The organism is Anditalea andensis (assembly GCF_000714815.1).
Classification (GTDB): Bacteria; Bacteroidota; Bacteroidia; order Cytophagales; family Cyclobacteriaceae; genus Anditalea; species Anditalea andensis.
This window is the reverse complement of record NZ_JMIH01000028.1, coordinates 165,252-190,935: the sequence shown is the minus strand read 5'-3', so window position 1 is coordinate 190,935 and position 25,684 is coordinate 165,252. Positions and strand designations below refer to the sequence as shown.

Below are 25,684 nucleotides of genomic sequence, written 5' to 3'. Positions count from 1 at the left end.
ATTATCAAAATGAAAAAGTTATCCATTTTTGCATCATTATCCCTGTTAATACTAGGGATGGCATGTTCGGAAGATCCGATAGTAGATGTCAACGATCCATCAAACAGTGATTTGGTCGAACTACAAGGTGACCTTACTACCCGTACACTTACGGCGGATAAAAAATATCTAATCGTAGGGCAGACATTCGTTAGAGAAGGTCAGGTGCTAACTGTTGAACCTGGTACTGTAATTCTTGGAAATAAGAGAACAAGAGGAACCCTTATTATCGATAGAGGTGGGAAAATGATGGCACAGGGTACAGCAGAAAGACCTATAGTCATGACATCAGACCAAGAAGCGGGTCTTCGTGATAAGGGAGACTGGGGCGGTTTGGTAATATTAGGAAATGCCCAGACCAATCAGGTCAATCCTCAAATAGAAGGCATCAGCCCTGCGGTCAATTTCGGTAGAAATGATGCTTCTATGAACGATGACAATTCCGGAGTTTATGAATTCTTAAGAGTTGAATTTGCCGGTATCGAACTATCTGTAAACAATGAAACCAATTCCATTACCCTTGGTGGGGTAGGAAGCGGTACCAAATTCGAAAATGTGATGGTTTCCTATGGTGGAGACGATGGCTTTGAGTGGTTTGGCGGTACTGTAAACGGAAAGAATTTAATTTCTTTTGCCATGTGGGACGATGATTTCGACGTAGACTTTGGATATTCAGGTAATGTTCAGTTTGGACTAGCCGTAAGATATCCAGGTTATGCTGATCAGTCTGAATCCAATGCTTTTGAGTGTGATAACGGACCAAATGACAACGATGTACCACCTTATACTACCGGTACCTTCTCTAATTTTACCATAATTGGTCCCATAGCAACTGGTACCAATCCTGGCAATGGCAATTATGCCCATGCGGTAGATTTAAGAAGAAGAACTGCAGTAACCATTACCAATTCCGTTTTTACCGGTTTTCCGAGAGCTTTGAGAATGAACCAGCCTTCTGTTTATAACCAATATGCAGTAGCCGGTAACGGACATATAGCCAACAACATTTTCTTTGCTCCCAATGAAAAATTCAGGGCAGGCACAGGTGTAGATGTAAATGCAGTAGGTGCTTATATCGAAGGAAGAAACACGGTGATCAACCAGCAGGCATCTGAAGAGCAGCATACTGCTTTGGGGATAAAGCAAAATTGGTTCTTTGGAAGCAGACTTGCCGGTGCGTATGATTCAAATCCTGATTTCACAATCAGTGGTGGTCTTATCGCTACAGGTGCTAAATTTGATCTTACTAAATTCCAAGAACCTAATAGGACGAATTTCTTTAATAAGGAAGTCGCTTACATCGGCGCATTTGGCAGTACAGACTGGACCAATGGCTGGGCTGAATTCGATCCTATCGATAAAGCATATTAATATTAAAAACCTATTAAACAAAAGACCAAGCTACCATAAGCTTGGTCTTTCTTTAAAATTTAAATGCCTTTACAAATGATCAAATATTGCTGGATGTGGCTAATACTTTTGGGTTTTAGCGGCTGTATGTCAAGAAACTATAATCCGGATCAGCTTTCTGTAGCCCAACAGGAGGAGACCTTGTACGAGATGGTTCGCTATTTTGGCAAATTACCAAAAAAAGGAGCTGATCATGACAATAAGTTTGAGGAAAAATTTGATCCCTATTATAAGCTTCATGCCAAGGAGCACGAGCTAATAGCCTATCATAAAACTTCCGAAGGAAAAGAATTCTTTCTTTTAAAGAAGGTAGCTCCCAGCAGATTTGAGAAATATTTTGCTACTGGCATAGAGGCTGTGAGAAATGATAATGGAGAAATCATTCATTACAATGAAGTATTCAGAACCTGGAGACTGGCTGAACCTGAATTTACCGACAGATCTATGTTGCTATTTGATAAGATGGCCAAAGGTGAAGATTTATCACCTTATTATACCCATAATTCAGTAGAAGAGTATATTGAATTTCCAGATAAAACCATTGCTTTTGATACTATTTCCAGAAGATGGCTTAATAGGTCATTGATGGCCGATAATTGAATTATAAAAATTTGAGAAGGCATTAAGAGGCTGTTTATCCTATTAATGCCTTTATTTTAAATCATACTTTTTGACGAATCTATAGGACTGCTGCATAAACTGTCCTCTATTTTGGTTATTTTTTTAAAGTTTAAGGAGGACGTATATTGCAGAAGGGTTTACTTTATAAAATGGAATATAAATTTTGCGCTTATACCTTTTTGCTCTTTATTTAATCCGCTTACTTTTTATGGCAGGTCCCTTATTTCAGATAGAACACCTGCTTACGTAAATCATTTTCCCTCAATTTTAGTTACTTCTTCACCAACACACTAAATATAAGTACCATGAACAATTTCCAATTTAAAAATCCGACCAAAATCCTTTTTGGAAAAGGCCAAATAGCCAATATTAACCAGGAACTTCATCCCAACCAGAAAATCCTGCTGCTATATGGTGGTGGTTCCATTAAAAAGAACGGTGTATATGACCAAGTCATGCAGGCACTTAAAGGGTATAACATAACTGAATTTAGCGGCATAGAGGCAAATCCTAGGTATGAGACCTGCTTAAAGGCCATCAATTTAGTAAAGAAAGAAAGCATAGAATTTATACTTGCTGTGGGAGGTGGCTCTGTTATAGATGCCGCCAAATTTATAGCTGCAGGGGTTTATATTGAAACTGATCCATGGATGATCCTATCCGATCGTGCGAAGGTAAAACAGGCATTGCCGATAGGCACAGTACTGACCCTTCCCGCCACTGCTTCAGAGATGAACGGTAATGCTGTCATCACCAGAGATGCTACCAAAGAAAAGCTAGCTTTTGGCTCACCGCATGTTTATCCACAGTTTTCTGTCCTCGATCCTGAAACCACTTTATCCTTGCCTGCCCGTCAGATAGCCAATGGGGTAGTGGATGCTTTTTCCCATGTGATAGAACAGTACTTGACCTATCCAGCTGATGCACCTTTACAGGACCGGATGGCGGAAGGAATTCTACTTACCTTGATAGAAGAAGGCCCCAAAACGTATGCAGATCCTAAGGACTATACCAGCAGGGCCAATATTATGTGGGCCTGTACCATGGCATTGAACGGTGTAATCGGTGTGGGCGTACCGCAGGACTGGGCCACCCATAGGATAGGACATGAACTGACTGCCTTATTTGAAATAGATCATGCCCGGACGCTCGCGATAGTGATGCCTGGGATATTCCAACATAAATCTGAGCAAAAGAAACATAAACTGCTTCAATATGCATCCAGGATCTGGAACATTACAGAAGGTTCTGAAGAAGAGATCATCCATCAGGCTGTAGATAAAACTATAGCATTTTTTGAAAGCCTGGGTATCAAAACCAAACTGAAAGACTATGATGTAAATCCGGAAGCCATAAATGAGATCGCTGAGCGTTTGGCTAAAAGAAACGGAGAAATAGGTCTGGGGGAACACCAGGATATCCATCAGCAAGATGTGGTCAAAATTTTAGAATATGCGCTATAATTAAATGTAGTCTTATATCCATCATCAGTGGCGGTAGTGCTGGTGATGGATTTTTTTGTTTTATTATTTTTTAAAAGGATTTATTATCCTAAATAATGCCTATCATTTCTGTTTTCTATAGTCTCTACTTTAGATTTGGTTTGAAATTTTATAAAAAATAATTGAAAAATACATCAATTTCTTTAAGTATGAATTTTGTTGTTGGTATTTATGAAAAAGGATTTTATCTCTAAAATGGTACTAAAAAAGGTTTTTTAATGATTTAAGTATGATTAGCGGATTTTGTTCCCTCATTTTTTTTACGGACTTTCACTGTTGAGATATGTAAAATGTCCCTATTTGAAAAGGATGATATTCTAATTAGAAAGGGGATTCACGGTTATCTTTAAATAGGGGTTAAAATATTTTTTTAATTGCAGTTTATTTTTAGTATAAGGTTTAGCGGGTCCCTGAGGAGGGACCCGCTTATTTTATTATAGGGGTATAAAATTTTTATCGAATGGTAAAGCTATTTCTTATGAGGAAAATCCAAAATGTTATAGGTGCCTTAAGGCAACAATTAATATCCCGCGAATACCTATAAATTGCTTTGAGCTCACAAAACTTGGTTTATCAGATCAATGGTTCTTTTTTTGCTTAATTTTCGCTTTAAGTGATCCTGAAAAGTTATGTAATCCTAAAATGAAAGGTCCTTTCATAATATTCAGTTAATTTTACTTTATGCATTTATAATTCTTATTGATTTAAAATTATATTCACTATGCCAATCAGCAAAGCTAGACTAGCCCATATCGTATTCGAATCTGATGATAAAGCTTCCAAAGCTTTTGATGTCGTATTGCTTCTTTTGATCTTGGGTAGTGTAGTAGTGGCATTAGTAGAATCTGTAGATGCTTATTGGCAAAAGTATGGAAAGATACTTACCACTATCGAATGGGTTTTTACCATTATGTTTACTATCGAATATGCTTTAAGGGTGTGGTTGACGCGTAGGACGAGGGGATATGTCTTAAGTTTTTATGGAATTGTGGATTTTTTAGCCGTGATCCCTACCTATTTAAGCTTATTTATAGTGGGTACTCAGTTTTTGACGGTGATAAGAGCTTTGAGGTTTTTGCGGGTACTCAGGGTCCTAAAAATGGGACGCTATCTATCTGAAGCTAATTATATAGGTGATGCTCTGCTAGCAAGTAGAAGAAAGATCCTGATATTTATAGGGTCGGTATTGACTATAGTGCTGGTGATGGGGACTATTATGTTTATAATCGAAGGACCTGAAAGTGGCTATACCAGTATACCTATGTCTATGTATTGGGCCATAGTAACACTTACTACTGTAGGTTTTGGAGACATTACTCCATTGACGCCTATGGGAAAATTTACAGCTTCTTTGATCATGCTGATGGGTTATGCCATCATCGCGGTACCTACAGGTATAGTGTCATCAGAGATGTCTGCCATGAGGTTTAAAAGGAGAGATGATGACCTGATCAGCTGTCCAAATTGCCATGCAGAAAAACATGACAAGGATGCTTTCCATTGTAAATACTGTGGTTCTAAATTATGAAGGGATAAGGTTTATACCATCTCAATATTACTTATCTTTCGGAGTGAAAATATATAATGCGATACAGTTTTAATTCATCAGAAGAAAAGAAGGCCAAATCTGATCAGATACAGGAAATGAATAAATATTTTCTGAGAATGATGAGTATATTATCCTTTGGTTTGTTGCTATATACTTTTGGTTGGAAGTTAGAGGGTCAAGAAGCAGCATACAGTCATTTTTTATATTCACTTAGTTTAATCTTTTTAGCTGCTGGCTACACCGTTAGGATGATGGTACAGGATGTAAGGTATAACCTGTTGAGGTATACGGTGGAAGTTAGTATAGTTTTGGCCCTGTTATTTGCAGCTGCTTTAAGATTTGGTTTTTTTGATCTGGATTTCGAAAGGCAACTGGCCGGCTTGAATTTCAAGGAATTTGTAGTAAATCTTATCGTAACGATTACTTTTTTGATCGAACTGAGTAAGCTAAGTTTAGCGGTAAACAGATTGCAGCTAAACCCGCCACAGGTATTTATCTTTAGCTTTATCATACTCATTATCATCGGGATGGGGCTTTTGTCTCTGCCCAATGCAACAAATAATGGTATTTCCTTTATAGACGCTCTTTTTACTTCAACTTCTGCCGTATGTGTCACAGGTCTGATCGTACTGGATACTTCCTCTGATTTTACATTCTTTGGTCAAGTGGTCATCATGAGCCTTTTTCAGATAGGAGGCCTCGGGATGATGACCTTTACCAGTTTTTTCGGTTTTTTTTTTAAAGGGAAATACTCGCTTCAGAACCAGCTCTTTTTACAGGATTATATAAATGAAGATAAAATAGGCGCTATTTATTATACACTGATCAAAATCATAGTTTTCACCGTCCTCGTGGAAGCTGTAGGAGTGCTTTTGATATTTAACTTAATAGATCCATCTCTATTTGCAAGTACCGGAGATAGGCTTTTCTTTTCTTTATTCCATTCGATATCCGCATTTTGTAATGCAGGCTTTTCTACTCTAAGTGACGGACTATTCGAAGTTGGTTTTAGACAGCAATATAATGTTCATTTGGTTCTGGCATTCATCATAATTTTAGGCGGGATTGGATTTCCTGTGGTATTGGGATATTACAGTTATCTAAGGCATGTGTATATTGGGTCTAGAAAAGTCCTTTTTGGTATAGAACAATACCGTCATACTCCCCGTGTAGCGAACATAAATACAAAATTGATTGTCAGGACAACACTGATATTGTTGTCAATAGGATTTATATCCTATTTGATTACAGAAAGGGATGCTACCTTAACCGGTCTCAGTACTTATGGGAAAATAGTGACTGCCTTTTTTGGGGCTGTCACCCCAAGGACTGCTGGGTTCAATACCGTAGATATGGGAGCACTTACATTTCCCACCATATTGATTTACCTTCTTCTGATGTGGATAGGTGCTTCACCGGGTTCTACCGGAGGTGGATTGAAAACGTCTACTTTTGCTGTAGCCATATTGAATACGCTCAGCATAGCCAAAGGAAAGGACCGGGTAGAAATATATAATAGGGTAATCAGTAATGTGACACTACGGAAAGCTTTTTCCGTCATTCTATTGTCTTTTATGGTTATCGGAGTTGGGGTTTTTATGGTCACGCTGATGAATCCTGAGCTAAATCTTATTGATGTGGCCTTTGAGGTTTTTTCGGCTTTTTCTACGGTAGGGTTAAGCCTTGGTATTACAAGTGACCTTTCCACTGGAAGTAAATTAACCGTGACAGTGATCATGCTGTTGGGTAGGGTGGGTACCTTGACGGTATTGGTGGCCTTTATCAGAAAAGCTAGGACGCTAAGGTATAAATACCCAGAAGAGAGTGTGTTTATTTTATAAAATGGATCTTAATAGTAATTTATATGCAATATATAATTGTGGGAATGGGAAATTTTGGAGCCTATCTGGCTGCTAGGCTTACAGATCTGGGTCATGAGGTGATCGGCATAGACTCCGATGAAAGAAAAATCGAAACTGTAAAAGAAAAAATCACTCATGCTATTACCATGAACGCCACTGACGTCCATGCTATCAAAACATTGCCATTAAAAGATGTGGATGTAGTCGTGATCGCTATAGGAGAGGATTTTGGAGCTTCTATCATGTCCACGGCCATTTTTAAGCAGCATAATGTTAAGAGACTGATAGGTAGGGCTATGAACAACCTACATGAAACAGTGATCAAAGCCATAGGTGTAGACGAAATCATTCATCCCGAGGAGGAAACTGCCGAGCGGTTGGCCAAAAGGTTACAGATGAAGGATGTACTGGATTCACTGGATGTCTCAGATGATTACAATATAATAGAGGCTAAAATACCTGAACGTTATATAGGAATGACCATAGCCCAAACTGCTATTAGGAATAATTACAACATCAATATTCTGACGATCATTAAAATGGAGGAAAAACCAAACATCTTTGGTATCAAGTCCAAAAAAAGAAAGGTCGTGGGTGTAGTTTCTCCTGATACTATAATAGAGAAAGATGATATATTATTGCTTTTTGGCCATGTTAGGGATATAAAAAAGCTACTTGAGCAATAAAACAATTTGCTGCCATCTTTATATCATTTGATACTCCCCAAATCCTTGCCTTTAAAACTTTGAAAAGAACGGTGCTTTGGCGAGCCTATAATCTGTGAATTATAGATCCCCGCATGTCCGCTAAAAATGTAAGCCAGCACACAGGCAAGCCCTACATAGACTCCGGATTCGGCTCCGAAAAGCTCTATACCCATTAGTGTACAGGCCAAAGGTGTATTGGTAGCGCCACTGAATACGCCGACAAAACCCATTCCTGCAAGAAGGGCTACAGGTAATGGTATAATTCCTGATAAGGCGTTTCCAAGAGTTGCCCCTGTATAAAATAACGGTGTCACTTCACCACCTTTAAATCCTGCACCTAAGGTAAGGGAAGTGAAACCAATCTTGGCCAGAAAATCATACCAGGGCAGGTCTTCCGAAAAAGCATCCACTATGGTAGGTATTCCCAGGCCTATATATTTGGTAGTTCCGATCAGAAATACCATGCCTGCTACTGCCAGCCCACCCAGTACCGGCCGCAATGGAGGGTAATGGATAAACCTCCGGAAAAACTGGCTCCATAAGTGAGTGGCTTTTGCAAAGATCCTTCCCGCCAACCCGAAACAAATGCCAGCAGGAACAATCCAAAGCATGTTCACTATGGTAATATCTGGAATAAATGGGATTACATATGCGGTGTGGTGAACTGTAAAGATGCCTGAACAGGTCCAGTGAGCCACATACGCTCCTATAAAAGCGGGTAAAATGGATTCATACCTGATCCGGCCTATCACCAGCCACTCCAATGCGAATACTGCTCCAGCCAGCGGTGTACCAAATACTGAAGCAAAACCTGCTGCAACTCCGATCGTGATCAGAGATTTTCTATCGGAATGGTCAAGCTTAAACCATTTGGTAAACTGATCGGCTATGGCCCCGCCCATCTGGACTGCAGTACCCTCACGGCCAGCCGAACCTCCAAAAAGGTGGGTAGCAATAGTCCCGAATAACACCAATGGAGCCATCCGGAGCGGGATTACTTTTAAGGGGTTATAAAACTCTTCTAATAATTGGTTATTGCCCTTGACTACTGCTTCTCCATATCGGTGATATACCCAGCCGATGATAAACCCTCCTACCGGTAGCAGGGCTATCAGCCATATATTGGCTTCTCTGTATTCAGTGGCCCAGCGAAGAGAAATGAGGAAAAACGCAGATGCGCTACCTGCAAGTAAACCCACGATAGTCGCTATAAGTAGCCACTTGGACGTAAATTTTAAATTGGGAAGAAACTCTAGCTTAATAAATAGCTGCAATTTCAATAGTTCACTTATCCTCTTCAACATAGGGGTACAATGCTTTAAAAATGAAAGTTGAAGTAGGAGTCATCAGCAGCTGTTTGCGCGGTTAAAGGTGGAACCCCATCACCTATAATGATAAAGGTAAAATAAATATCAGAAGATGCCATGGTTATAGAAAATAAAAATCAGTGGGTACCAGATTTTTTATCAATTCAGCATTTTAGTCCATTATTAATGGTCATGTTCCAATTCCCCTTTTTTCATTTCGGCCATGATGTAATAGCCGTTATTAAGGGCAAATTGAACATTGCCGGGTATTTCTTCCAAAAATTTCACCTCCACCCAATTGTCCACTGATTCTCCCACAATTACCTCTATCCTAGTAAATTGCCACTTAATGTCATTATCTGCGCCCATTTTTTCAGCCCGGAAGGCATAGCGCCTGCCCCCCTCCCGTACCAGTGCGGCCTCAGGCAGAACAGTGCTCTCTCCAGGTAGCGTAAGGATCTGGCCTTTAACATACATGCCCGGTACCAGATGGGGATAGTCTCCCTGGATTTCTGCATGTACCTGTATAGCCCTGGTGTTTTGTTCGAATTTCTTGGAGATGGAAAAAATTTCCGCATAGAGCGGTGTTTCAGACCCGTAACCGGAAGTGAACCTCACGCGCTGGCCTTTTTCTACCAGATGGGCATCTTTTTCAAAAACCATCAGCTTGATGTGTATATGGTCTGTATTAATGATTTCAAACAATTCCTTATCCGGCTGGACAAATTGGCCGTTTTTTACCAGTACGTTAACTATGGAACCGTCAATGGGACTTCTAATGGCCACCTTTTCAAAAAAATTACCCTCACGGACCTTATCCGGATCTATACCCAATAAACGAAATTGGGAATCGTAGCTTTTTAACAATCCCTGGGCGGCATTAAGGTCAGCCTGTACCTGTTGGAAAACTTTACCTGAACCTACTTCTTCTTCATATAATTTTTTTTGACGCTGATATTCCTGTATGGTATACTGCATGGTGTTATAGGTTTCCAAATATTCACTTTGAAGCCTGATAAGGTTAGGGTGGGATATATAGGCCAGGATTTGGCCTTTCTTTACCTCATCTCCCTCTATGACATGAATAGAAGTAATATTAGCCCCAATGATGGAGGTGATGAGTGCTTCATTCTGCGGGGGGACTTCGAGCATGCCATTCACCTGTATGGTTCCTGACATGCTTTTGCTGGGCAGGCTCCCCACATCCATGCCAAGGGCACTGGCCTGTGCTGCTGTAAATACCACCCCTTCTTCCGGGTGATGCCCCACGTCCGATTCTTTGTTTTCGGTATGAACCACATCCTCTTTTCCACAGGAAACCATAAGGAAGGAGTAAAGGATAAAGTATATATGCGGTTTAATTGATTTTAGATTCATGACTTTATTATTCATTGGATGGGCTGTTATAATATTCTAATCGGAATTTATGCTGCAGGTATTGCTCAAGTGCATCCTGTGCCCTGATCTCTACCCGTATAGATTCATTTAAATGTTGGATCAGGCTCACATGGTCTATATCCCCTTCCCTAAAGGCCAGCAGCGCCGCTTCTCTTTGCTCTCTGGCCAATGGCATTGCCTCCTTTTGGTAGAACCTCCAGGATGAAAGCCATTTTTCATATTGTTGTAGTAAGGACTCATAGCCCGAAGCCAGCTCATACTGCGTTTGGGAATAGTTTTGTTCCGCTATTTTTAATTGGAGTCGGGCGGCCTGGGACCTTCCCTGTTGGGGAAGAAAGAACAGTGGGAGGGTGATGCCGAATTGGTATTGATAAAACCCCCGCTGTAGGCCCACTTCCTGTCGGCCATAGGAGGCCTGAAATTTAGGAAGATAGTCGGTATTGATGGACCGTTGTTCTGCCTTCGCCAACCGTTGGTGCCCAGCGGCCATCTCCAGAAGCGGATGGGAATCCATATTGACATCCAGCGAAATGGGGGCGGTCAGGGCTACCTGGTCATGTGGTCTGATCGTAAACAGCGTATCGCTGACCAGCCAGAGGTTTAAACCGATCAGCGCATCTGCCAAATCATATTCCATCTGCGATTTTTGCAAAGTGATCTGTTTGGCCTGGTTCATAGCGGCCAGATAAGCCAGTTTGGAGGTTTCCTCCACCTCAAACCGGATCTTGGCTGCTCTTTCAAATTGCCTGTATACCGTATCCAACTGCAGGTAGAGGGCTAACCGATTATTGGCTACAAAAGCTTTGGCATAGGCAAGTTTAACCTTTTGGGCCAGTTCAAGTTTGTCAAGGTTATAGTTGGCTTCCGCTAAAGCTTTTCTCCTCCGCTGTACTTCTAGTTTCGGGGCGATGCCAAAGACATCTATGTTCTGCTGCAATATCCCGACAGGGGTAACTACCCCTTGGCGGTTTGGTCCCACTTCATCCCCTGAGGTAAAGATATTGGTACTGCCTATATCCCATGCGGTTTTTTTCAACACTTCTTCCTGCTCTACCGCCATCTTTGAGGATTGTAATATAGGGTAACCGGAGATAGCCTTTCTTACAGCCCCCTCTATAGATATGGGGGCCATTACCACTTTTTCCTGGGCCTGTAGAGGTCCTGATCCCATCAGAGCTAACATCAGTATGAGCCAGACTCCGGCTCCTTTAGGTAATTTGAAACCCAGGGGTCGGGATTCTGTCCAACGGTACAGTATCGGCAGTACAAACAGGGTGAGCAGGGTAGAGGTAATCATTCCACCTATGACCACTGTGGCCAGGGGCTGCTGTACTTCTGCCCCGGCCGAACCGGACAATGCCATGGGCATGAATCCAAAAATATCGGTCAAAGCGGTCAGCAATATAGGTCTGATCCTTCTTTTTGATCCCAGTTTGATTCTTTCGTGCAGGTCGGTGACACCTTCCTTTTTCAGTTCGTTCCAGCCACTGATCAGGACAAGGCCGTTTAATACGGCCACGCCAAATAGAACAATGAATCCTACGCCTGCGGATATGCTGAAGGACATATCCCTGAGCCAAAGGCTATACACCCCCCCAATGGCGGCCAATGGTATGGCCATGTAGATCATAGCGGTCTGGGTAAAGGATCCCAGAGCAAGGTAAATCAAAAAGAAAATCATTGCTAATGCTATGGGGACCACTATCTGAAGCTTACTTGTAGCCCTTTCCAAGTTCTCAAATGCTCCGCCATAGCGGATAAAATATCCTGAGGGCAGATCGAGTGCTGTATTTAATTTTACCTGTATTTCTTCGACGAGGGATTTGATGTCACGTCCCCTGACATTGATGCCTACATATGTCCTTCTTTGGGTATCATCTCTGCTGATCTGCATAGGCCCCGTCTCATAGCTTATATCTGCCACCTCATGTAACCTGACTTGGGTACCTGAATGAGTCCGGACATATAGGTTCCTGACATCTTCCATGCTTTTTCGGGATGCAGCCTCCATGCGTACCACCAGATCAAACCTTTTTTCTCCCTCGAAAATAACACCGGCCTTACTTCCGGCAAAGGCAGTCTCTATCACCTGGTTGATATCCCGGACGTTCAGGCCGTATTGGAGGAGCTTGTCCCTTTGGAAAACTACTGTCATCTGGGGCAAACCTGCTGTTGCCTCTACTTTTAAGTCCGCCACCCCATCTATATTGGCTATCAATCTGCCCATTTCAGCCGCTTTGTCAGCCAATACTTCCAGGTCTTCCCCAAAGAGTTTGACCGCTATATCTTCCCTTACGCCTGAGATGAGTTCATTGAATCGCATTTCTATCGGTTGGGAAAATTCAAGATTAATGCCGGGGATATCAGCCAGACTATCTTTGATTTTATTGATAAGGGCTTCCTTTGAATCTGCCGATACCCATTCCTCTTTCGGTTTGAGTATAATAAAGCAGTCCGCCATATCCATGGGCATAGGATCTGTGGGCACTTCTGCCACCCCGAACCGGGATAGCACATGGTTTATTTCAGGGAAATTGGCCAATAGGATCTGTTCTATCTCGGTGGATGTTTTTATCCCTTCGGTCAGGGTACTGCCGGGCGTCATGATAATATGGAAAGCGATGTCCCCTTCATCGAGCTGTGGTATAAACTCACCACCCATACGGGTAAAGGTATATACGGCTACTACCATGAGTAACAGTGCGGTCACCATTAGCGGTTTGGCCCAATTCAATGCCCCATTCAGTGCATAGTCATATTGGCCTTCTATCCAGGCCACGGTTTTGTCGCCCCAGGATGGTTTGTCTAGCTTCGCTGTTCTGATAAATAGTGAAGAAACCATCGGTACATAGGTAAGGCAAAGGATCATTCCCCCGATCATGGCAAACATGAAAGTGAAAGCCATGGGCCTGAACATTTTGCCTTCTATCCCTTCCAGGAAAAGGATGGGTACAAAGACCAAAATGATAATGAGTTGGCCAAAGAAGGCCGCATTCATCATTTTACTGGAGGCTTTATAGGTGATCTCATCTCTTTCCAACTGGCCTATTTTAGTATCGGTTTTTTGATGTAGAGAGAATACCGTTCCCTCTACGATGATCACGGCCCCATCCACGATGATCCCGAAATCAATGGCACCCAGACTCATCAGGTTGGCCCATACATCAAAGTAATACATGAGTATAAAGGCAAACAACAGGGATAATGGAATGGTAGAGGCCACGATCAGTCCTCCCCTCCAGTTGCCCAGGAAAAAAACCAGAATGAAGATCACGATCAGAGCCCCTTCTATCAGGTTGGTCTTGATGGTATCGGTGGTTCTGGTGATCAGCTGGCTACGGTCCAGGAAAGGGGCTATCCGGATGCCTTCAGGCAAAGATTCCTGGATCTGCTCCACCCTTTCTTTTACCCCGGTGATCACTTTGTTGGAATTGGCACCTTTCAGCATGAATATAATTCCCCCTACCGCCTCTCCCTGACCGTCTTTGGTAAAGGCACCGTACCGGATAGCAGAGCCGAATTTTACGTTTGCCACATCTTTGATCCTTATCGGTTGGTTACTGTCATTTTTGACCACTATGTCTTCTATGTCCGATATACTTCTTATCAGCCCTTCACCCCTGATAAAGTTGGCTATATGGTTCCTTTCTATGTAGGCCCCTCCTGAATTTTGATTGTTTTTTTCCAGTGCCTCAAAAAGGTCTGCGCTGGTCACCCCCATAGCATTCAGTTGGTCCGGATCAAAGGCTACTTCATATTCCTTGATATTACCACCAAATGAATTGACTTCAATTACTCCCGGCAGCATGGCCAACTGTCTTTTTACGATCCAGTCCTGTATAGTGCGGAGGTCTGTGCTGCTGTATTGGCCTTGGTATCGCGGCTCCACGTCAAGGGAATATTGGTATATTTCCCCGAGCCCGGTGGATATCGGCCCCATGGAGATGTCACCAAATCCCTGGGGAATATCTTTCTTTACTTCCTCTAATTTTTCGTTGATCAGTTGCCTGGGCAGGTAGGTGTCCATGCCGTCTTCAAATACGATGGTCACGACAGACAGGCCAAAGCGGGAGATGGACCGGATCTCGGTTACCCCGGGCAAGTTGGCCATAGCCAGTTCGATGGGGTAGGAGATAAACTGTTCTATATCACCTGTCCCCAGATTAGGGGCCTGTGTGATGATCTGCACCTGGTTATTGGTTACATCAGGAACGGCATCCAACGGTACCAGGGTCATGCACCATATGCCACCCACAATGAGGGCAAGGGTCATCAGACCTATGAATAGCTTGTTCTTAATAGAAAAAGCTATGATATTATCAATCATATGATTTTAGTTTTATTGCTGTAAAAAATGGATAGGGCGTAATGGTCCCACGGAATCCGGCAATTAAACTATCGGTGGCTGAAAAAGGGATTTAAAAAGTCCGGAATTGAATATAGACTGATATAGGGTATTATGTTGAAGATGAATGGGCACCGGAGAGTTGAGCTGATAATTCTCTGTTTTTGATATAAAAATCCCTTGCGTGCAGCAGTTCTTATGATTCTCCCGAAACGGAAGATTGGCATGTTCAGGATCATCCGCTATAAACCGGTATTCGTCATCATTATAGAGATAATGGCCTTCTACAAAATCCCAGAAGTTATCCCCGTATGTTACTTTATGCAATTGATAGTGGTCAAAAAAAGCAGGGATTTTCTGAATGTCACAGCAAAGGTCCATGTTCGGCATTAAAGCTTTGACCGAAAGCAGGGTGATCAATACTATGTATGTAAAGGACTTCATTCAGGCGTAAATGTAATGTTTTTTTCTAATTTAATATAACGGATTTAAATCTGTTAAAATAGATTCGGTTTTAAACCTTTTTCCTGCCTTGTTTTGTAAATCACTATATTCATCGTAATATTGCAATATAATATTACATCTATGGGAATCACCAAAACAGATCTTTTCACTACAGAGCAAAATGAACTCGCAAAGGTGGCCAAGGTATTAGCCCATCCTGCCCGAGTGGCCATACTGGAGTATCTCATCCAGGCCAATACCTGTATCAATGGGGATCTTGTAGGAAGTCTGGGCCTGGCGCAGGCTACCATCAGCCAGCACCTGAGAGAACTTAAGGAAGTAGGCATCATTCAGGGAACCATAGAAGGGGTTTCGGTGTGTTACTGCATTGATCCGGTCCGCTGGGAAGAAATCCAAAACCTGTTCTCAGGCCTTTTTCAACGATATAGCAATTCAGAAGGAGGAGATTGCTGCTGAAATTTAACTCACAATACTATCATCCTATATCAGTCATAAAATATACTTAATAGAATATACCATGCTAACATCAGAATTTACTACGCTTCTAAACCAGCATCCTACCAAAGCCCTGTTGTTTGAATACCGTCCCGGGACCTATATCAGGACAGATTACCATATCACTGAAATCAAAAATGTCACTTATGATACTGTAGACTGCGGAGGTCTTCAGAACAAATGGGAGGAAACCCATGTGCAGCTTTGGGAAAATGAGGTGCCCGAACCCGACCATCAGGTAGATACCACCAAAGCACTTAAAATATTTCAGGTAGTGGACAGGGTAAGACCAACCTTTCAGGACACAGAGATAAAATTTGAATACGGCAACTCTTCTTTCCCAACAGCCATTCTTCCCGTAACCGAGATGGTGATCAACAGTTCTTCCATTATCGTAAGGCTTACCTCTGATGAAACGACTTGTAAAGCAAAAGACAGGGCCACTACTCCAGAAGAAGCCGCCGCCGCCTGCTGTGCTCCTCCTCAAAAACAAAAGCAACCTCTGCAGATGTTGGGTGCTGTATCCAACGAATGTACGCCAGGTGGAGGCTGTTGTTAATATTTAATTTTAAAAACTTTTCAACACCATATTCTATGCAGGTTTTTCCAGAATTAGCAAATACCATAGAAAAAGCAAAAGCTCTTCCCCTATCAACACAAAGAAAGGATGTGCTCCAGGAGCTGATCGATTATATCCAGGGCAAAAAAGAAATCGGTGCCCCGGTCCAGCTGAATTTTATATGCACGCATAATTCCCGAAGGAGCCAGTTTTCTCAGATCTGGGCACAGACCATGGCCTATCTGCATGGAATAGCTGTTTTTTCTTATTCCGGCGGAGTAGAAGTGACAGCTTTTAATGAAAGAGCAGTGGCATCAGTGGGCCGTGCAGGTTTTAAGACATCTGCAGCAGGTGATGCCAATCCGAAAGTAGCCGTGAAGTATGCGGATCATGCAGATCCGATCATCGCTTTTTCCAAAACCTACGATGATCCGGCCAATCCTGAAAAAGGTTTCGCCGCAGTGATGACCTGTTCGCATGCTGATGAAAACTGTCCTTTTATAGCAGGGGCGGAAGCGAGGATACCGGTAAGGTATGAGGATCCCAAGGCCTTTGATGACACAGAACAGGAAGAGGAAAAGTACGATGAAAGAAGTCTCCAGATAGCATCAGAAATGAACTATGTATTTTCCCAAATCAAATAAGATATGACTACAACAAGGCAAAAGGAACCTAAGAGGATTGCTTTTTTTGAGAGATACCTTTCACTTTGGGTGGCACTTTGTATTGGAGGCGGAGTACTGATCGGTTATCTGGCGGGTGACTCCATGGCGTACCTGAGTACGATGGAAATTTATCAGGTGAATATTCCCATTGCTATCCTTATATGGATGATGATCTATCCTATGATGCTTCAGATAGACTTTACCAGTCTGAAAAAAATAGGTAAAAAGCCTAAAGGGATAGTGCTTACGGTCGTCATCAACTGGCTGATCAAGCCCTTTACCATGGCCTTCTTTGCCTGGCTATTTTTTTCGAACTTATATGCTGCATTTATTTCTCCGGAACTTGCCGGGGAATATATAGCAGGTGCTATATTATTGGGAGCTGCGCCCTGTACTGCGATGGTATTTGTTTGGAGCTACCTTAGTGACGGGGATCCCAACTATACCCTGATGCAGGTATCAGTAAATGATTTGATTATCCTGATTGCCTTTGTGCCTATAGTAGGATTATTGTTGGGCATCACAGATGTGGTCGTGCCGTATGATACGCTTGTTTTGAGCATAATCATCTATGTAGTGGTGCCGCTGGTGGCGGGTGTCCTAACCAGCCGGGCGCTGATCGGTTCACGTGGGCCGGAGTGGTTTACAGGAGAGTTTTTGCCCAAGCTTAAGCCGGTAAGTGTAATAGCACTCTTGCTTACCTTGGTGCTTCTTTTCGCTTTTCAGGGAGGAAACATCCTTGATAATCCGTTGATCATAGTTTTCATAGCTGTTCCCCTGATCATCCAGACTTATTTCATCTTCTTCATTGCCTGGTTTGCCGGTAAAAAGCTACACCTTTCTCATGCTGTATGCGCTCCCGCGGCTATGATCGGAGCCAGTAATTTCTTTGAACTTTCCGTTGCAGTTTCCATAGCCCTTTTTGGTCTGGGAAGTCCTGCCGCTTTGGTCTGTGTGGTGGGGGTATTAGTGGAAGTTCCGGTGATGCTATCCCTGGTGGCCTTCGCCAATAAAAGGAAATATTGATATCTACAGCATTATAGGATAGCAGGTTTAGGAGACTATTTATAAAAAAGGTCTCCGTGGAAGCTGTTTCCTAACTCTTATAATGCTTTGGTTAATTTTTTTTTTGGCTTAGAGGTTCTCGATGTTATTCAGATACTGTTCAGCTTGTTTGAGGATGGCTGTCCTTTCTTCATGAGGCTTTTTGTCCCAGGTGCGGTACATCATGTTTACCCTTTGATTAGTGATGAATTTTTCTCTGTGTAGATCAAAGAAGTTCCAGTAAAGGCTGTTGAAGGGGCAGGCATTTTTACCTATTTTGAGGTTTTTGTCATAGCTACATTTTTTACAATAATTGCTCATTTTGTTGATGTAATTAGCGCTTGATACATAGGGTTTTGTACCGACTATCCCTCCATCGGCAAACTGGCTCATGCCACGTGTATTGGTGATTTCGACCCACTCTATGGCATCTATATATATGCCCAGGTACCACTCATCGACTTCGTCAGGGTTGATGTTTGCCAATAATGCAAAATTACCGGTGATCATCAGCCGCTGGATATGGTGGGCGTAGGCTAGTTTCAAGCTTTGTCCAATGGCATGTTTCAGACAGTTCATCTGGGTTTTACCTGTCCAATACCATTCCGGTAGAGCTCTATGGTGGTTAAGCTTATTAAGATGGGCATAGCCTGGCATTTTGGCCCAGTACACCCCCCGCATAAATTCCCTCCAACCCAATATCTGTCGGATAAAACCTTCCACCTGGCTGATTGCTATAGTAGTTTCCTTTTTGAAATATTGCTCCATAACCTTCTCTATGACCTCCTTAGGGGATAAGAGTTTGACATTCATCAGGAAGCTCAAACGCGAATGGAAGAGAAAAGCATGCTCGGTATGGATAGCATCCTGATAGGTGCCAAAATAGGGGAGAAGTTCTTCGCAAAAATATTCCAATACCAGGAGTCCATCGTTTCTATTGATAGCCCATTGGAAATTATTTACATCTATCTCACCAAAGTAGTGTACCTCCATTTTGTTCAGCATATTTAAGATACCCGCTATGTTATAGCGGAAGGTCTTTGGAGATTGGAGAATGGAAGTATCTTTGAGCTTGTGCCGATTGAGCTGGTCATAGTTCCATTTATCCCCTGCGGGACGGTTTTGATCCATGAGGATATGATGCTTCTTCCGCATATGACGGTAGAAGGTCTCCATCAGCAGACTTTTTTTATGTTTAAAGAAATTGGCAAGTTCCTCCCGCTGGGTGAAAAAATGTTCGGTATCAAAACCTTCACTTTCTATTTCCAAACTGTCTGAAAAATCCTTTATCTGTTTATCCAGCCTATATTCATCAGGCAATAGGTATCCGAACCTAGTAATGTTTTTAGCCTTGATTAAGTTAGATAGGTTACGAGGTATGGAATGCGTGTTCTCCACATCGTCCAGTTTCATATAGATTACCTGATGTCCTTCTTTCTCGAGCCAAGTGGAAAATTCCCTCATGGCCAAAAAGAAGGCCACAATCTTCTGTACATGATGGTTAACATATCCAGTCTCCTGCTTTACCTCCATCATAACGTAAATAGTATGGGGGTCTTTGGATTTAAACCAGGAGTGATGGTGGTTTAATTGATCGCCCAGAATGAGCCGGAGAGTAGATGCCATGATTTTTTAAGAAAGTAATCATCGTATTTATGAAATTGTTTTTATAATATTCAATTTTACTTATTCAGAAACTTTTTGATTTTTAAACAATAGACAAAGGGAATAACCTATGTATATTGAAAGAACTTTACACTGACTACTATCCGGTTTGAAAAGACACTAAAATATAAAAAGTTATGCGGAATAACAGTTATGATCTAATCATTATCGGAGGGGGCCAAAGTGCCCTGGCATGTGCATATTATTTGAGGAGATCAAAACTTGAATATATAATTGTGGATAATCAGGCTCAATGTGGAGGGGCATGGCTGCATACCTGGGAAGCACTGACACTGTTTTCGCCTGCACAGTTCAGTTCTCTGCCCGGCTGGATGATGCCGGCATCTAAAGGAGAATATCCTGACCGCGAGGAAGTGATCAGCTATCTCTGCGAATACGAAAAGCGCTATAATATCCCAATCCAAAGATCTATAGAAGTAAAGAAGGTATCCAGGGAGGATGCGCTATTTAAGTTGGATACCAATCAAGGCCGCATGTATTCACGGGTAGTCATAGCAGCTACAGGCACCTGGATGAAACCCTTTATTCCGGACGTCAGGGGCAGGCAACTATTTGAAGGTAAACAGGTTCATTCCGCGCACTTTAAGTCTGCCAAGGAATATCAGGGAAAGAATGTGTTAATAGTGGGAGAGGGAAATTCCGGTGCTCAGATCTTGGCAGAGATAAGCAAAGAAAACCGTGCTATTTGGGCCACAAAGAAAGCTCCCGAATATCTTCCTGATGAGGTAAATGGCAAAGTTCTTTTTGATATGGCCTCTGCCAAATATTTTGCCGAGCAAAGAGGGGAGCCCTTTGATCCCTCCCACTATAGTCTGGGAGATATCGTCATGGTACCTGCTGTTAAAGAAGCCAGAAGCAGAGGTGTGCTCAGGACTAAGGGCAGCTTCTCGGAAATTAGCCAAAACGGTGTGATTTGGGACAGCGGTGAAGAGGAATCTTTTGATCTGATCATCTGGTGTACGGGGTTTCACTACGCGACAGATTACCTAGAAGGACTGGTGGAAAGAGATCACCGAGGTAAAATCAAAACGGCAGACACAAAGGCTGAAGAAGTGGAGGGCCTTTGGCTGGTAGGCTTTGGTGGCTGGACAGGATTTGCTTCCGCTACTTTGATAGGAGTAGGCAGGTCTGCCCGTGCCACGGTAAAAGAAATAGAAGAATATCTGAAGGATCTGTAAAGAATTTTGCCTATTAAAACAACTATCTATTTAATTTATCTATTTATTATCAAATAGTTAAGTTCATAGTTTCGGTATATTTTTATAATATCATATTCAAAATTGATAAAAAAGCTTACCTTTGCCGACTCTTATGAAAAACATACTCTTACATAAGTCCACGCCTACTCCACCCTGAACCAGGGTTGTTTCTACATATTCTTTTCGATGTGGGTTTCTCCACTATTGAGGTAACCTTTATTTCATTTTATAAAATTTAATAGCGTAAACATGACACAAATGTTTTACAGACTATTTCGTCCTACTCAGTATAACCTGAAGGATGAAGTATTATCGGGGTTGACGGTAGCATTGGCACTAGTTCCCGAAGCAGTTGCTTTTTCCATTATCGCCGGGGTCAGTCCATTGATTGGGTTATATACAGCCTTTATTATAGGGTTGATTACCTCTATCATGGGAGGTCGGCCGGGTATGATTTCCGGGGCTACCGGAGCTATAGCTGTTATCGTGGTGGCTTTGGTCATTCAGCATGGAGTAGAGTATTTATTTGCAGCAGCTGTCCTGATGGGAGTCATACAGGTAATAGTGGGCGTACTTAAGCTGGGTAAACTTATCAGGTTGGTTCCTCATCCGGTTATTTTTGGGTTTGTAAACGGGCTGGCCATTATCATCTTTACTTCCCAGTTTGCCCAGTTCCGAATAGAGCTCCCCGAAGGAGGTACTGCATGGATGGAGGGTAACCAGCTTTATATCATGTTGGGCTTGGTGTTATTGACTATGGCTATTATAAAATTTTTGCCTAAAATTACTACGGCTATCCCATCGGCTTTGGCGGCAATTTTAACCATATCAATGATCGTAATCTTTGGTGGGGTGGATACCAGAACAGTCGGAGATATAGCTTCTATAAGTGGAGGACTTCCTACCTTTCATTTACCGTCCGTTCCGCTGACCTGGGAAACCTTTATGATCATATTGCCCTATTCAGCCATAATGGCCGGTGTGGGGTTAATAGAATCCCTTTTGACACTAACCCTTATAGATGAGATCACCGAAACCAGGGGGAGGGGTAACAAGGAATGCATAGCGCAGGGAGTGGCGAATATGACTACAGGTTTTTTTGGTGGAATGGGGGGCTGTGCCATGATCGGTCAGAGTCTGATAAACGTAAATGCAGGTGGGAGGACCAGGATATCCGGAACTGTGGCTGCGGTGGTTCTCTTATTGTTTATCATGTTTTTCTCGACCTATATTGAAATGGTGCCTATGGCGGCACTCGTTGGGCTTATGTTTATGGTAGCTATAGGTACCTTTGAATGGGCATCTCTAAAAGTTTTTGGGAAAGTTCCTGTTTCGGACATAATCATCCTCGTACTGGTTACACTCATTACAGTATTGCTGCATAATCTTGCATTAGCCGTATTGGTAGGGGTAATCATAGCCTCACTGGTATACTCTTGGGAAAACAGTAAAAGGATCCGTTCCAGAAAGCGCATAGATGAAAACGGTGTGAAACACTATGAAATGTACGGACCGCTGTTTTTTGCTTCAGCAACTAATTTTGGGGAAAAATTTGATCCCATCCATGATCCTGAAGAGATCATCATTGATTTTGCTGAGAGCAGGATAGTGGACCATTCAGGCCTAGATGCTGTCCATAAAGTAACAGAACGCTATTATAAAGTAGGTAAGACGGTGTATATCAGGCACCTGGATACCAGTAGCAAAAATCTGCTGAACAGAGCCGAAAAAATCATTAAGGTAAATTATGCCCCTGATGAAGAGGATTATAAAATAGTAGTAGAGTGAAGGAAGAGGCTGTCCCAAAAGTCAATTCGATAGCCTGAGGCTTGGCTGTATGAAAATTGATTAAGATACCGATCCCTATGAAACAGAGCTGTGCTTATTTATGAGACAGCCTGTTTTTTTTGATGTATTGTCAGGGGATAAAGATGAATAGAAGGACATCTATTTATCCCTATGGATCTACATCTAGAAGCTGAACAAAATAATATTCTTTGATTTTAATGGTTTTTTTGTCATATAAAATAAAAATGAGTACATTTCTGGTGCTGTAAGATAAAATGACCTATAGCAGGCTGATAGTAAACGTCTTATATTAAATTAATATAAATAGGGTGTGGATTTTATGAACACCCAACAAAATATAAAAATAATTAGCTTTAATTTTTATTTAATTACCCCATGTAGATTGATTTTTATTAGCATGAATTATAAAAGATATGTAGATATAAGCAGTGATATAAGAGACAACCTCCACCTTTTGAAAAAAGAAAAGTTTGATCTCGTTGTAGGTATTCCAAGAAGCGGTATGATTCCTGCCTATATGATCGCGTTGTCTTTAAATTTAAATTGTACCACAGTTCAGGCTTATATAAAAAATGATAAACTGCTCCATGGAGATACCAGAAAAGTGTCCAACCCAATGGAATATCCCTGGGAAGCTACCAAAGTTCTGGTGGTAGACGATAGTATCTCTACAGGCAGGTCGCTTAACAAGTTGAAACAAACTTTTCCACCAGAACTATTAAAGAAATCTACTTTTTTGGCCATTTATAGTTCTAAGCCTAATCATAGTGAAATAGATATTGCCTTACAGTATGTCTCCAATCCGCGGGTATTCGAATGGAACATTTTCCATCATCCTATGTTAGGTGATTCTTATATGGAGATGGAAGGGATTCTGTGCCAAGTGCCTACTGAAGATCAAAAATCCACAGATAATCGATATCTGGAATATATACGTACGGCCAATACATATATAGTACCTAATCATAGAATCAAGACCATCATCACCTGTAGGAAAGAAAAATACAGAGCAGAAACAGAAGAATGGTTACGTATTAACGGTATAAAATATGAGCAGCTGATCATGTCTCCTTCTTCAGGAAAAGATAAAAGCATAAGATCAAAATCTAGTTATAAGATCAAAGTTAAATATTATAAAGAGGCGGATGCAGGAATATTCTTTGAAAGCGATCCAGAAGAGGCTAAACAGATCTGTAAAGTGACTTCAAAACCTGTATATTGTGTAGGAAACAACAGGATGTATACACCGGGAATTTTAGATCAAGTGCTTTATGATCATAAATTTTTCCCCAAACATTATATGGATTTCAAAATCAGGTATAAATTATTTATAAAAATGCTCACCAGTAAACTGGCAGGTTAATTTTATACCCTATTAAATTCAGGCCTGGCTATTATTTATAATGCCTTAAAGACAGGGGCATTTTTTTGAACATCATAAAAAATGCCCAGAGGATGACTCTGGGCATTTGGATTATTTTTTAGCTATATAGCTCACAAGATCTACTACTTTACAAGAATAGCCCCACTCATTGTCATACCAGGCTACCAGTTTGACAAAAGTATCGCTCAACTGAATACCCGCACCGGCATCAAATATAGATGTTCTGGAATCTCCTATGAAGTCATTAGATACCACCTGATCTTCTGTATAACCTAATATACCTTTAAGGGGACCTTCTGACATTTCTTTCATTTTGGCACAGATTTCCTCATAGCTTGCAGGGTTTTTTAACCTTACAGTAAGATCTACTACAGAGACATTAGGAGTGGGTACTCTGAATGCCATACCGGTAAGTTTGCCGTTAAGGTCAGGTATTACCTTTCCTACTGCCTTGGCAGCTCCTGTAGAGGACGGGATGATGTTTTGTCCTGCGCCTCTGCCACCTCTCCAGTCTTTGGCAGATGGTCCATCTACTGTTTTTTGGGTAGCAGTAGTAGCATGCACGGTAGTCATAAGGCCTTCTTCTATACCCCAAGCTTCATGTACTACTTTTGCCAATGGGGCTAAACAGTTAGTGGTACAGGATGCATTGGATACAAAATCCATATCTGTGGTATAGGTCTCTTCGTTTACACCCATTACAAACATTGGAGTATCATCTTTAGAAGGGGCCGACATGATCACTTTTTTGGCACCAGCTTCTATGTGACCTTTAGCACTGTCCTTTGTAAGGAAAAGGCCAGTTGATTCTACTATATATTCTGCTCCTATATCACCCCACTTTAGGTCAGCAGGGTTTTTTTCTGAAGTTACTCGAATGGCATTTCCATTGACTACCAACTGACCATCTTTTACTTCTACTTCTCCTTTAAACTGTCCATGTGTAGAATCATATTTTAGCATATATGCCATGTAGTCTACATCTACCAGGTCATTTATGCCTACGATCTGTATATCGTCTCTTTCTTGGGCGGCTCTGAATACCAGTCGGCCTATCCTTCCGAATCCGTTGATTCCTACTTTTGCTTTGCTCATAATTTTTAGTTATTTTTTTGTGAATTATAGGTGATAATAGGTTTGTTTAAAATCTCATCTTATACATATTTCTACCTAATTTGATCACCCGTCTGTTTCCTGGAATATAATAATGAATAGGGGAGTGAGTGATGATTAGGAAAAAATTTGGTTTATATTGACATTTGAGAGCTACATAAATTTACAACATTTACTTATACAATATTATCAAAATAGGACCGTAAATGAAAGCAATAATCGGTTTAATTGGTGAGTATTAATGCCTTTGTAAAATTAATTTACGGAAGCGCCTACTAGTATAAAGTAGGGTAAGGCCTTATTTGTTTTTTTGGCTATAAGATCAGCAGGATGATATATGCTGGTCTGCCTGGAAGTACCCCATGATATCATATTATCTCTATAAAAGTAGGAACAAATACACCCTATCCTTAGTACTATTGCTGCCTTAGAATGTTTTAAACCTTCTTATTATAAAATTACTAAAGGCTTAAAACATTCTGGGTATGGCAACTATATTTTCCAAAATGAAAATACACTATATTT

At 41.5% G+C, this 25,684-nt stretch carries 19 protein-coding genes and 1 riboswitch; of the genes, 13 read left to right on the top strand and 6 right to left on the bottom strand.

Annotated features, from left to right (window positions below):
- Positions 1-9 precede the first annotated feature (9 nt).
- The 6 genes from EL17_RS20045 (at position 10) to EL17_RS20020 (ending at position 7,669) form a co-directional block, all read left to right on the top strand.
- Positions 10-1,410, top strand: a complete 1,401-nt coding sequence (locus EL17_RS20045) for a hypothetical protein (protein WP_035078512.1) — start codon at positions 10-12, stop codon at positions 1,408-1,410.
- Positions 1,411-1,485: 75 nt separating this feature from the next.
- On the top strand, positions 1,486-2,049 hold the full coding sequence (locus EL17_RS20040; protein ID WP_035078509.1) for a hypothetical protein: 564 nt from the start codon (positions 1,486-1,488) through the stop codon (positions 2,047-2,049).
- 326 nt (positions 2,050-2,375) lie between these two features.
- Positions 2,376-3,533, top strand: coding sequence for an iron-containing alcohol dehydrogenase (locus EL17_RS20035; RefSeq protein WP_035078507.1), 1,158 nt, complete (start codon positions 2,376-2,378; stop codon positions 3,531-3,533).
- 760 nt (positions 3,534-4,293) lie between these two features.
- Entirely contained in the window at positions 4,294-5,100 is an 807-nt protein-coding gene (locus EL17_RS20030; RefSeq protein ID WP_035078504.1) for an ion transporter, read from the top strand.
- Between the two features lie 56 nt (positions 5,101-5,156).
- Positions 5,157-6,962, top strand: coding sequence for a TrkH family potassium uptake protein (locus tag EL17_RS20025; RefSeq protein ID WP_035078501.1), 1,806 nt, complete (start codon positions 5,157-5,159; stop codon positions 6,960-6,962).
- Between the two features lie 23 nt (positions 6,963-6,985).
- Positions 6,986-7,669 carry a potassium channel family protein gene (locus tag EL17_RS20020; RefSeq protein WP_035078498.1) on the top strand — a complete coding sequence of 228 codons (684 nt, stop codon included), beginning with the start codon at positions 6,986-6,988 and terminating at the stop codon, positions 7,667-7,669.
- A 23-nt stretch (positions 7,670-7,692) separates the two neighbouring features.
- On the opposite strand, the gene EL17_RS20015 is transcribed toward EL17_RS20020, so the two are convergent.
- The 4 genes from EL17_RS20015 to EL17_RS20000 all read right to left on the bottom strand — a co-directional run bounded on the left by EL17_RS20015 (position 7,693) and on the right by EL17_RS20000 (position 15,184).
- Entirely contained in the window at positions 7,693-8,994 is a 1,302-nt protein-coding gene (locus EL17_RS20015; RefSeq protein WP_035078494.1) for a voltage-gated chloride channel family protein, read from the bottom strand.
- A 26-nt stretch (positions 8,995-9,020) separates the two neighbouring features.
- Positions 9,021-9,086: riboswitch (Fluoride riboswitch) on the bottom strand.
- 94 nt (positions 9,087-9,180) lie between these two features.
- Positions 9,181-10,389 carry an efflux RND transporter periplasmic adaptor subunit gene (locus EL17_RS20010; protein WP_035078492.1) on the bottom strand — a complete coding sequence of 403 codons (1,209 nt, stop codon included), beginning with the start codon at positions 10,387-10,389 and terminating at the stop codon, positions 9,181-9,183.
- Positions 10,382-14,722 carry a CusA/CzcA family heavy metal efflux RND transporter gene (locus tag EL17_RS20005; RefSeq protein ID WP_035078489.1) on the bottom strand — a complete coding sequence of 1,447 codons (4,341 nt, stop codon included), beginning with the start codon at positions 14,720-14,722 and terminating at the stop codon, positions 10,382-10,384. Before EL17_RS20005 ends, EL17_RS20010 begins: the two co-directional genes overlap by 8 nt.
- Positions 14,723-14,785: 63 nt before the next feature.
- Complete coding sequence (locus EL17_RS20000) at positions 14,786-15,184, bottom strand: hypothetical protein (protein WP_035078486.1); 399 nt, start codon at positions 15,182-15,184, stop codon at positions 14,786-14,788.
- 141 nt (positions 15,185-15,325) lie between these two features.
- Here EL17_RS20000 and EL17_RS19995 point away from each other — a divergent pair, with 141 nt between their 5' ends.
- From EL17_RS19995 to arsB, 4 genes are all read left to right on the top strand, one after another.
- Positions 15,326-15,661, top strand: a complete 336-nt coding sequence (locus EL17_RS19995; RefSeq protein WP_035078483.1) for an ArsR/SmtB family transcription factor — start codon at positions 15,326-15,328, stop codon at positions 15,659-15,661.
- Positions 15,662-15,722: 61 nt separating this feature from the next.
- A complete protein-coding gene (locus EL17_RS19990) occupies positions 15,723-16,259 on the top strand; it encodes a DUF6428 family protein (protein WP_035078479.1) in 537 nt (178 codons plus the stop codon).
- A gap of 35 nt (positions 16,260-16,294) precedes the next feature.
- Positions 16,295-16,903, top strand: a complete 609-nt coding sequence (locus EL17_RS19985; protein WP_035078476.1) for a low molecular weight phosphatase family protein — start codon at positions 16,295-16,297, stop codon at positions 16,901-16,903.
- A gap of 3 nt (positions 16,904-16,906) precedes the next feature.
- The gene (gene arsB / locus EL17_RS19980; protein ID WP_035078473.1) at positions 16,907-17,950 is read left to right on the top strand and encodes an ACR3 family arsenite efflux transporter; all 1,044 of its coding nucleotides are present in this window, start codon (positions 16,907-16,909) and stop codon (positions 17,948-17,950) included.
- A gap of 108 nt (positions 17,951-18,058) precedes the next feature.
- On the opposite strand, the gene EL17_RS19975 is transcribed toward arsB, so the two are convergent.
- The gene (locus EL17_RS19975) at positions 18,059-19,594 is read right to left on the bottom strand and encodes a cryptochrome/photolyase family protein (protein ID WP_035078470.1); all 1,536 of its coding nucleotides are present in this window, start codon (positions 19,592-19,594) and stop codon (positions 18,059-18,061) included.
- 176 nt (positions 19,595-19,770) lie between these two features.
- On the opposite strand from EL17_RS19975, the gene EL17_RS19970 reads away from it, so the two are divergent.
- The 3 genes from EL17_RS19970 (at position 19,771) to EL17_RS19960 (ending at position 24,025) form a co-directional block, all read left to right on the top strand.
- Complete coding sequence (locus EL17_RS19970) at positions 19,771-20,832, top strand: ArsO family NAD(P)H-dependent flavin-containing monooxygenase (RefSeq protein WP_035078467.1); 1,062 nt, start codon at positions 19,771-19,773, stop codon at positions 20,830-20,832.
- A 270-nt stretch (positions 20,833-21,102) separates the two neighbouring features.
- The gene (locus tag EL17_RS19965) at positions 21,103-22,641 is read left to right on the top strand and encodes a SulP family inorganic anion transporter (RefSeq protein WP_035078464.1); all 1,539 of its coding nucleotides are present in this window, start codon (positions 21,103-21,105) and stop codon (positions 22,639-22,641) included.
- Positions 22,642-23,059: 418 nt separating this feature from the next.
- Positions 23,060-24,025: a phosphoribosyltransferase family protein gene (locus EL17_RS19960; RefSeq protein ID WP_051720218.1), complete on the top strand. Its 966-nt coding sequence runs from the start codon at positions 23,060-23,062 to the stop codon at positions 24,023-24,025.
- Between the two features lie 111 nt (positions 24,026-24,136).
- Here EL17_RS19960 and gap read toward each other — a convergent pair whose 3' ends face one another.
- Entirely contained in the window at positions 24,137-25,141 is a 1,005-nt protein-coding gene (gene gap, locus EL17_RS19955; RefSeq protein ID WP_035078461.1) for a type I glyceraldehyde-3-phosphate dehydrogenase, read from the bottom strand.
- Between the last annotated feature and the right edge of the window lie 543 nt (positions 25,142-25,684).